Annotated in this window: 8 protein-coding genes; 1 reads left to right on the forward strand and 7 read right to left on the reverse strand. The window is 30.9% G+C overall.

Translation table 11 applies throughout. The features are described 5' to 3' along the window. The 7 genes from V7014_RS12990 to V7014_RS13020 form a co-directional block, all read right to left on the reverse strand. A partial coding sequence (locus V7014_RS12990; protein WP_335507768.1) for an FtsX-like permease family protein occupies window positions 1–1,781 on the reverse strand: 1,781 nt, incomplete at its 3' end. Then, window positions 1,774–2,451 carry an ABC transporter ATP-binding protein gene (locus V7014_RS12995; RefSeq protein ID WP_335507770.1) on the reverse strand — a complete coding sequence of 226 codons (678 nt, stop codon included), beginning with the start codon at window positions 2,449–2,451 and terminating at the stop codon, window positions 1,774–1,776. The genes V7014_RS12995 and V7014_RS12990, both read right to left, overlap by 8 nt. A gap of 117 nt (window positions 2,452–2,568) precedes the next feature. Further along, entirely contained in the window at window positions 2,569–3,486 is a 918-nt protein-coding gene (locus tag V7014_RS13000; protein ID WP_335507772.1) for a sensor histidine kinase, read from the reverse strand. Continuing rightward, window positions 3,471–4,151 carry a response regulator transcription factor gene (locus tag V7014_RS13005; protein WP_335507774.1) on the reverse strand — a complete coding sequence of 227 codons (681 nt, stop codon included), beginning with the start codon at window positions 4,149–4,151 and terminating at the stop codon, window positions 3,471–3,473. Before V7014_RS13005 ends, V7014_RS13000 begins: the two co-directional genes overlap by 16 nt. A 164-nt stretch (window positions 4,152–4,315) precedes the next feature. After that, window positions 4,316–4,837, reverse strand: a complete 522-nt coding sequence (locus tag V7014_RS13010; protein WP_335507776.1) for a GrpB family protein — start codon at window positions 4,835–4,837, stop codon at window positions 4,316–4,318. A 113-nt stretch (window positions 4,838–4,950) separates the two neighbouring features. Continuing rightward, window positions 4,951–5,505: a delta-aminolevulinic acid dehydratase gene (locus V7014_RS13015; protein ID WP_335507778.1), complete on the reverse strand. Its 555-nt coding sequence runs from the start codon at window positions 5,503–5,505 to the stop codon at window positions 4,951–4,953. Window positions 5,506–5,733: 228 nt separating this feature from the next. Further along, window positions 5,734–7,458, reverse strand: a complete 1,725-nt coding sequence (locus V7014_RS13020; RefSeq protein WP_335507779.1) for an SgrR family transcriptional regulator — start codon at window positions 7,456–7,458, stop codon at window positions 5,734–5,736. Between the two features lie 103 nt (window positions 7,459–7,561). On the opposite strand from V7014_RS13020, the gene V7014_RS13025 reads away from it, so the two are divergent. After that, window positions 7,562–8,818 carry an MDR family MFS transporter gene (locus V7014_RS13025; protein WP_335507781.1) on the forward strand — a complete coding sequence of 419 codons (1,257 nt, stop codon included), beginning with the start codon at window positions 7,562–7,564 and terminating at the stop codon, window positions 8,816–8,818. The last annotated feature ends 34 nt before the right edge of the window (window positions 8,819–8,852 follow it).

Here is an 8,852-nt window from a genome sequence, read left to right on the forward strand (position 1 = left end):
AAATTATCCATATTCACATCTAAAAAATTTACTTTTTCAATAATACCTGTTTTACCTGATAGGAAATCTGCTTTATTGATAGGATGATCTAATGTCTTATTTAATTCATCAAAGTATGTTTCATCAATGCCAATCGCAAAGCCGTAGAATTCTTCTGGATGTTCTTTAAATCTTTTTACTACTTCTTCATTATATGGTTCTCTCATCTGCTTATTATAAAATTCCTTCAAGTAATCCCCTAATATTTCCTCATTGTAGGCAATCATTAATTTATTCACAGTAATATTATGAACTTCTTTGACTCCATCTAGCGACTCCACTTGCTCAATAAAATCATCATTAAATATTTGCTTTATTTTTTGTTCATCTTCATTAGTAATTGATTCATTACTTAAACTGATATCGTATGAAATGAAGGAGGATAAAATATTTCTTACTCCTTGACTATTCGCCATTGTATTTACTGTCATAAATGTTGTCATTCCAATAAAAAGTGATAAAAATACGATGATAGCTCGTTTTCTATATCGGAACATATTTCTCCAAGCCATACGATATAATTTACCACCACTTGTGCTATTTTTTTTGTTTTTAGTATTCGAAGATTCGTTATATTTCATAGATTCTATTGAAGTAATATTACTAGCCATTTTCGCTGGCTTATTTGTTCCTAAAAGAACGGCTATAAAAGAAAAAAGAGCTGCTCCAACAAATATGATTGGATGAAACGATATGACTTGTACTTTTAAAGTCTCGACAGAAAATGCACCTAGAACGAATGGAACAAATCCTAATGAAATAACAGCACCTAATGTTAAACCTATAGGAATTCCTAAAATTGAAAGAAATGCTACTTGCCGCTTAACTAATCTTTTGATTTGTTTAGACGTAGTTCCAATTGAATTTAATAAACCATAAAAATGAATTTCTTTTGAAATAGAAATACTTAAAACATTATAAATCAATAAATATCCACTAATCATAATTAATAAAGAAAGTCCACCAATGCCAAGGACGACTCCATAGAAAATGCTAATAACGTCTGGGTCAGTATATAACTCTTGTTTCTTAGATATGTGAAAATCATTTTTTAATTGGTTAATTTGATTTTCAGATAGTAAGGGATTTTTGAAAGTTAAATACATCTTACCTATATTTACATCATCAAGCTTATATCCAGATTGGCTATAAAACTCTTTTGAAACATAAACTTTTGGTGAAGTTGTATAATCTTTGTAATATCCGGTTAAAATGAAGGTTTTCTCATGCAGTCCATTTTCATTTTCATATTGAAATGGCAGCTTCATTCCTATATGCTCCTTCTTAATACCGAGTTTCTTTAAACTTACTTCAGATAGCATTACTTCATTTACTTTCTGTGGGTAATGTCCCACTATTTTTTCAAGTGAGGGTTTAACTTGGTGGTTCCAGTTAGAATCATCAATCCAAACCATCGGTAAACGAGTATTTTCATTTTGATATTTTTTTACACTTCCAGCTTTAGCATATAGCCCAATATATTTGGTATTCTCCATGTTTCGAGCAATGTCTATTTGTTTATTCGTTGGAGATAGTAACATCGCATCAAATTTACTACCTTGCATCATAATGCGTTGTTGTTTAACAGATTCATAATAACTTATACCTATACTAAATACAGATGTAATGGTAAAGGTTGTTAGAATAATCGCAAGGACAATAAACAAATTTCGAATTTTATTCTTTTTAAAAATTTCAATAGATATATGGTTAATTATTTTTTTGTTTCTCACTTTAATCACAACACCCCCCCAGAACTTTACCATCTTCAAGTCTGATTATACGATTTGCAAGTTGTGCGATTGCGTCATCATGAGTGATCATCACAATTGTTTGATTAAACTTTTCACTTGTGATTTTTAGAAGTCCTAAAACATCCTGACTGGTTTTATTATCTAAATTCCCAGTTGGTTCATCAGCTAAAATAATGGCGGGTTTAGTTGCGAGAGCACGAGCAATTGCAACTCTTTGTTGTTGTCCACCAGATAAGTTATTTGGCATTTCATATATTTTTTCTTGAAGCCCAAGCGTGTTAATAATTTCATTAACATAATATGTATCAATTGTATTTCCATCTAATTCGATTGGAAGGACAATATTTTCATATACATTTAAAATGGGTATTAAATTGTAATTTTGAAAAACAAATCCAATATTTCTTCTTCTAAATATCGTTAATTCATCTTTCTTCATTTTGGTAATATCTGTTCCATCTACGATTACTTTGCCACTTGTTGGTGTATCCAAGCCACCAAGCATATGAAGTAAAGTTGATTTCCCACTTCCAGAAGTTCCTACAATTGCGACAAATTCTCCATTAGCTATTTCAACTGATACCCTATCAAGTGCTTTTACTGTTGTAGCATCAGTACCATAATATTTACTCAAATCTTTTGTTTTTAAGAGATTCATAGTAGATCTTCCCTTCAATTCAATAAAAATAGTCTGTACAAGGTTTTATTCCTATGCACAGACTATATCTAACTTATCTTTCTACAATCTTTCTTAAATCTAACAGTGTTGACAGAATCAATTTTTTCGAGGAAGGAAGATGGAAAAAGTCGAACCACTGCCAACTACGGAAGAAACTTTTATATAACCATGTTGGGAGGTTATAATTTCTCTGGCTAAATATAAACCAATTCCTACACCTTCGATTTCTTTAACATTATGAGAGCGGTAGAACCGTTTAAAGATTTGCGCTATCTCCTCTTCTTTAATACCTATACCATTATCTTTAATATCAATAGAATAAAACATTTCATACTCAGTAGATGAAATATGAATAGTACTTCCGTTTTTAGAATACTTTATAGCATTATCAAGGATATTGCTAACAGCCTCTAATGTCCATTTATAATCAAACATTCCATTCACATTATGTTTCGTAAATTCTATTTTAATCTTTTTTAAAGAGGCTTTAGATTCCTGTTCTCTGCATACAACTGATAATAGCTCATCTACAGAATTCATTTTTGGGGACACATTAATTAGCCCGTTTTCTAAGCGAGAAGTATGTATTAAAGATGTGATAAGAAAGTTTAGTTTTTCTGCTTCATTATGTATAAAATTAGTCATTATTTTATTATGATCTGATAAATCATTTTGTTCTTGCAATAATTGTGAATATAGAATAACATTTGCAATTGGTGTTTTTATTTGATGGGCTATATCTGAAATTAATGATTTAATTGTATCTTTTTCTGTAACTGACTTCTCTTTTTCATTTTGTACTAATTTTAAGTAACGATTCATTTTTGCTTCTAAAGAAGCGAGTTGAGATTCATTATATTGCGTATCAATCAAACGGCCACTAATAGCAGAATCCAATAATGCATGTAATCTATTCATCGTATGGATTGTTTTTTTACGATACCATAAAATAATACTTACTGTACTAATGATTAATATAGCAAAAGCAAGAATATACATTATTCCATCACCCAAACATAGCCTATTCCGTACACTGTTTTTATATGAAGGGGTTTATATGGATCATCTTCTAGTTTGTTTCGTAATCGTTTTATAGAAACCGACAGGGCATTCTCTTCCACATATTCAGCACCATTATTCCAAACTTCATCAATTAACTTTTCTCTTGATAAAGTTATATTTTTGTTTATTACTAATAGCCTTAATAATTTTTGTTCTGTTTTACTGAGTTCAATTTTAATATTGTTTTTTAAGAAAATCATTTTTTCAAAATCGAATTTAAAATTCCCTATATTTATTGTAGTTAATGAATCATTTATTGATTTTCTTCTTAATAGGGCATTAACTCTCGCTCGTAAAACCATTAAACTAAATGGTTTTGTCAAATAATCATCAGCACCCGTTTCTAATCCAATAACAATATCCATCTCCATATCATTTACTGTTAATATCAAAATCGGTACGTTACTAAATTTACGAATCCAACTACATAATTCAAACCCATTTCCATCAGGAAGGTTAATATCTAATAAAATTAAGTCGTAAGTACATTCCTTGATTAACTGTTTTGCATGAGTTATTAGTTCACAATGAGTAAATTGAAAAAGATCTTGTTTAAACGCTAAAGCAATTCCATTGCTTAAAGCTTTGTCGTCCTCAATGATTAGTATCTGTTTCATAAACTTTCAACCTTTCAAACTTTATAACCATTTCGTAATTCATTTAATGTAACATACTTTTAAGGTCGAAAAATTAAAATAATATGAATTATCTATAAATTATTATAGAATAATTTTCATCTTATAAAAATCCCAAATTGCAAATCCTATACAGAACTTCTTGTTTATAATTTCCCTTCCCTCCATTTAAGAGATTTTTCAACAAGTTCATTCACAAATGCTTCTTTTCCCTTTTGATATTCATGTGTATGATCTGGAAACTGTTTTGCTAAATGAACTTTTAATTCACCATATTTTTTTGCCTCTTCTGGATTGTTTAGTAAGTAATGTTTAAAACTTAAATGTTTTTCAATATTCTCGTTACCAATTTGATAAATATGTACATGATGTGTTCTTTTATCCTTGCTTTTCGGAAAGTATCTTCTGCCAGATATTCCATTCTCACCTCTTGGTTCATATCCAAGAGACTTCATATTTTCATTGTATAAATCAACATTTTCTATATTTTTTACTACTATTAAAATATCTATTATTGGTTTCGCAAAACCTATCGATGGTATAGATGTACTTCCTATATGAAAAATATCTACCAATTCGTTTATAAATATTTCTTTAAGTATTTTCTCTTCTTTGCTATATAATTTGTCCCATTCTTTTGTCCAAGGAATAATTTCAGTTTTTCTCAACTAACCCAACTCCCCTTCCCTCTTCCATAATCTATATAGAGATAACAAAGGAGATACTATTTAAAACCTAGTACCTCCTTTTAAAGCTCTCTAATGAAAAACTAACTATAAATTTATGAAATATAGAGTTGATACATCGATGTTTCTTGATCTATAGATTTTGCAATTTCAAACGCTTCTTGCTGGCTTTTATTATGATTTATAATTTCATACATGAATCTCATAACGAACATTAAATTAGCATTTCCATCTATATCATCATCAGGCCCCATATAAGAATGACAGCCACATTTAAGAAATGCTGTTGCTAAGGATTCTACTCCTAATTTACACCCTGCTCCGATAACCTTTACATCTTTCAATTTTGAATATCGTATAACATCTTGAGCACCAAAAAATTCCCCTCTTGGCTCATCAGGTTCATAAACATCCTCACCCAATTCAGGCATACAAAATCTTCCTTCATCTCCATGGAAACTAAAAATTAAATAATCCATCTTATCAGCTCGATCTTCACCAGACAGCACATCAACAAGATCATTTGGTCTTCCTATCCAATGTACTGTAACCCTTGCCCCAAAGTATTCAAGGGTTGATCGTAAAGAATATGCTGCCATGTCGGAATCTGGACCTACAACTAAACTAACATATAATTCTGGTTTACTCATTTTGGTACCCTCTTCTCTTATCCATTTGCGAAAAACATTAAGTTTACTATTGTTTTAATAATTTTATTCAAATTAAATAAAACACTAGTTACAATACCATTATTTTCTATATTTATCATTCTAGTCCAAAAAATCAGAAAAGTCATTATGCAATTACTTGTATCTGTGCATTTTACTGCTGTTTATCAAGGATTTTTTTCATCCAAGCTATTTATGTTTTTTTTACTATTAAATATTATTTATCCATAATTTCCGTAAATCTACATAGCCAAATGACTCGAATTCAATATCTTTAATCATTGGATGAAATGTTTGATGTTTAACAGGATGGTATAAGTATAAGAAAAGATTTTCTTTCCGAATGTAACGTTCTGCTGCATCTATCCAAACTTCTCGTTCTTTGGCGCTTCCTACTTGTTTGATCTTTTCAAAGTAAACATTTAATTCCATTAACTGTTTTTCAGTAAAGAAAAGGTTGAAAATTAAGGCTTTGTTTAGAAACGCTCCAATAAATGATACGTGATAATCTGTTGAAGCAACTTCACCCATAAGTAATAGATCTGCTTTTTCTAGAAGTGGATCATAGAATTCTTCTAAATTAAACGCAGTAATTTCAATATTAATTCCTGCTTTTTGCGCTTCATTTTGCAACCACTTAGCTTCTTCCAAGTAGGTGGGTTTTTCCAATGCATATAAAGAAATCATTTCTCCGCAATATTTTGATTTTTTTAACAAAGATATTACTTTTTCTGTATCTTTAGATAATTGTTTTGATTTCCAAAAAAAGTAGCTAGAGGCTTCATTAAGGTTTGATCGGTTTAAATCCTTCCAAAGACGATTCATATCCATAAGATGATAGAGAGCTTCACGAAAAAATTTGTCATGGACAATCGTATTCTTCATGAAGTTAAAAGCTACAAATCGGAAACCTACTTCAACTTCTTTCTGTTCTAAGTACCCATCCCTATTACCATTGGGATTATCAACACCATATGTAACAGTTGTTTCAATCGGAACTCTATAAAATTCAACTTCATCTAATAAAGGTCTAGATAAAAAATAATCATCAAATGCTGATAAAACGAGTAATGTATCAGTACGTTTCTTCATTTGGAATGGACCAGTACCAATCCACTTCTTCTCATCAAAGTGCTCATTGACCGGCAATATTACAAGATTATGAGAGCTTAAATATCTAAGGAACATAGGGTTAGAACGCTTAAGAGTAATTCTCAATATGTAAGGAGACACACACTCAATCTTTTCAATATCTTCAACTAACCAAGAATGAGGTGACGAATTTATTTGAAAGCGCTCCAGAGTGTATTTTACATCTTTACTAGTTAATATATTTCTATTGTGGAATCGGACACCTTTTCTAAGGTAAAAAACCCAAATTTTGCTTTGATTCTCTTCCCAGTGATGAGCTATATGTGGTTCTACGAGGTCTAGCTCTTGGTTATAAGTTACTAAACTATCTCCCAATTGACGAATTAGATACGTTTCAAATGTAACTGATGCGTATATTGGATCAATAGTGGTTAAACTTCTTGTTATTATGGTTCTTAAAAAATCCTTGGATTGATTAGATTGTTGGAAACCAAAAAGATTTTGGACCTCTTTTGAAACATTTGCTATCCATGTTTTAGGAATAGGCAATTGTAATAGTGAAACAATGGACTCTAACTGATCTTGCTGAATGAACTCAAGGACCTTTCTTTCAATCTCTTCTTGGAATGCAAAACTAAATTTCATCTCTGAAGGATTTCCCCTCCCCTTTCCGGGAATGTAGATTATTTTACCTGCATCTGAGAACTTTTTTAGTCTTCTTTTTACATTCTTCTGTGAACAATACCATAGCTTTTCTAGTTCATTAAGCTTAAACTGAACGATTTGGCTCTCTTCTTTCGGATATAAATAAGCTCTCATTTGAAAATATATATAATCCTTCATTACTTAACTCCTTAGATTAATCTGAAAAAGGGGACAACTTTACGAAGATTGTACCCTTTTTTACCTCTTTTTAGCAAAGCATAATAGTACAGAGGTGATTACTATGTTCAAAGATTTACATCAAAATATTCGAGTTCGGATTTATACTTCATTTTTAAGTCGTGTAACTGGCTCGATGGTTTTTCCATTTATGGCTATTTACTTTTCACGAGAATTAAATGTTTTTATTGCAGGATTCCTGTTATTGTTCCAAGTAATAGTACAGTTTGTTGCAAGCTTGTATGGTGGGCACCTAGCAGATTCACTTGGCAGAAAGAAATTGATGGTTATAGGAGAATGGATGAAGTTGTTTGCATTTATTGGGATGGCTCTCGCTAATTCTCCCATATTTATATCTCCATGGGTTACTTTTTTAATGCTCTTACTTATGAGTATATCTGCGGGTTTAATAAATCCAGCTGCAGAAGCAATGTTAATAGATGTTAGTACAAAAGAAACTAGGGCCATGATGTATTCGATCAATTATTGGGCTATTAATTTATCGATTATGCTCGGTTTAATAATTGGGGGATGGTTGTTTGAGGATTACTTTTTTGAGTTACTACTATTTCTACTAATTATTTCATTTATCACATTATGGATCACCATTGTTTATATCCAAGAGACATTTACTATCTCTCCGCAAAATAAAATACAGAATTCTTTTCGAATAAAGTCGATTTTCAGCAGTTATCTTACTATTATGAGAGATTTACCTTTTATCTTTTTTACAATTGGAGGAATAGCAATCCTATCTATTGAGTTTCAAAGAAATAATTTTATAGCTATAAGATTAGAAGAAGAATTCCCGACTCAGGTAGTAACTTTCTTCGGTAACTTTGAACTCTCTTTGAATGGAGTGAAGATGTTAAGCTTATTAACTGTTGAAAATACGCTTATGATCGTATTATTCACTACTTTAATAACGAAATGGATTAGAAATAAATCAGTACAAGTAACTATGTATATAGGGTTCATCTTATTTGGGCTAGGATATTCGATTTTAGCGATTTCGAACAACCTTATTGTATTAGTTATAGGCGTTGCTATACTTTCAATTGGTGAATTAATGTATGTGCCAACTAGACAATCAATACTTGCCGATATTATAGATGATTCACGAAGAGGTTCTTATATGGCCTTTAATGGTTTTGTATTTCAAATCGGGAAAATGTTTGGAGTTCTTGGAATAATGGCAGGGGAGATTCTAAGTGGAATAGGTATGAGTTTTCTATACATATTATTTGTTCTAATTGGAATCTTGTTTTCAAGATTAGCTATTAAAAACAAAAGCGCAGTGCGCCCGTTCAGCGCCGTATGAACTGGAGCACTGCGCACGAGATAAAGGAAACACG

It is taken from the genome of Bacillus sp. JJ722 (genome assembly GCF_036963345.1).
Classification (GTDB): Bacteria; Bacillota; Bacilli; order Bacillales; family DSM-1321; genus Bacillus_AD.

Excerpts from the sequence above, each read along its gene's own strand:
- V7014_RS12995 (WP_335507770.1), bottom strand. The coding sequence starts at position 2,451 with ATGAATCTCTTAAAAACAAAAGATTTGAGTAAATATTATGGTACTGAT.
- V7014_RS13005 (WP_335507774.1), bottom strand. The coding sequence starts at position 4,151 with ATGAAACAGATACTAATCATTGAGGACGACAAAGCTTTAAGCAATGGA.
- V7014_RS13015 (WP_335507778.1), bottom strand. The coding sequence starts at position 5,505 with ATGAGTAAACCAGAATTATATGTTAGTTTAGTTGTAGGTCCAGATTCC.
- V7014_RS13020 (WP_335507779.1), bottom strand. The coding sequence starts at position 7,458 with ATGAAGGATTATATATATTTTCAAATGAGAGCTTATTTATATCCGAAA.
- V7014_RS13025 (WP_335507781.1), top strand. The coding sequence starts at position 7,562 with ATGTTCAAAGATTTACATCAAAATATTCGAGTTCGGATTTATACTTCA.